The organism is Streptomyces sp. NPDC049687 (genome assembly GCF_044465285.1).
GTDB lineage: Bacteria > Actinomycetota > Actinomycetes > Streptomycetales > Streptomycetaceae > Streptomyces.
On the sequence record NZ_JBITLN010000045.1, the window covers coordinates 1 to 1,242 of the forward strand.

Below are 1,242 nucleotides of genomic sequence, written 5' to 3' on the forward strand. Positions count from 1 at the left end.
CACTATCTCTAATGCTTTCCGGTGTATGTCAAGCCTTGGTAAGGTTCTTCGCGTTGCGTCGAATTAAGCCACATGCTCCGCTGCTTGTGCGGGCCCCCGTCAATTCCTTTGAGTTTTAGCCTTGCGGCCGTACTCCCCAGGCGGGGAACTTAATGCGTTAGCTGCGGCACCGACGACGTGGAATGTCGCCAACACCTAGTTCCCACCGTTTACGGCGTGGACTACCAGGGTATCTAATCCTGTTCGCTCCCCACGCTTTCGCTCCTCAGCGTCAGTAATGGCCCAGAGATCCGCCTTCGCCACCGGTGTTCCTCCTGATATCTGCGCATTTCACCGCTACACCAGGAATTCCGATCTCCCCTACCACACTCTAGCTAGCCCGTATCGAATGCAGACCCGGGGTTAAGCCCCGGGCTTTCACACCCGACGTGACAAGCCGCCTACGAGCTCTTTACGCCCAATAATTCCGGACAACGCTTGCGCCCTACGTATTACCGCGGCTGCTGGCACGTAGTTAGCCGGCGCTTCTTCTGCAGGTACCGTCACTTTCGCTTCTTCCCTGCTGAAAGAGGTTTACAACCCGAAGGCCGTCATCCCTCACGCGGCGTCGCTGCATCAGGCTTTCGCCCATTGTGCAATATTCCCCACTGCTGCCTCCCGTAGGAGTCTGGGCCGTGTCTCAGTCCCAGTGTGGCCGGTCGCCCTCTCAGGCCGGCTACCCGTCGTCGCCTTGGTGAGCCATTACCTCACCAACAAGCTGATAGGCCGCGGGCTCATCCTTCACCGCCGGAGCTTTACACCCTCACAGATGCCTGCGAGGGTCATATCCGGTATTAGACCCCGTTTCCAGGGCTTGTCCCAGAGTGAAGGGCAGATTGCCCACGTGTTACTCACCCGTTCGCCACTAATCCACCCCGAAGGGCTTCATCGTTCGACTTGCATGTGTTAAGCACGCCGCCAGCGTTCGTCCTGAGCCAGGATCAAACTCTCCGTGAATGTTTTCCCGTAATCGGGATGAACACCACGAGAGCGGAACAGTCGAGCGGAATAAGCCCGACCGTTCACAGCGTCCTCGCTGTGTTTTGTTTCAAAGGAACCTCATCCTCGGCTATCACTGCCGGGGACGGGGTATCAACATATCTGGCGTTGATTTTTGGCACGCTGTTGAGTTCTCAAGGAACGAAAGCTTCCTTTGTACTCACCCGAGAGACTCTCTCAGGCTTTCCTCCGGGCTTCCCTTCG

General features: G+C 57.1%; 1 rRNA gene. It reads right to left on the reverse strand.

Going from position 1 to position 1,242, the window contains the following annotated elements:
- Nucleotides 1–996: ribosomal RNA gene (locus ACIBVL_RS43230) — 16S ribosomal RNA — on the reverse strand; the annotation flags it as partial.
- Nucleotides 997–1,242: the final 246 nt, after the last annotated feature.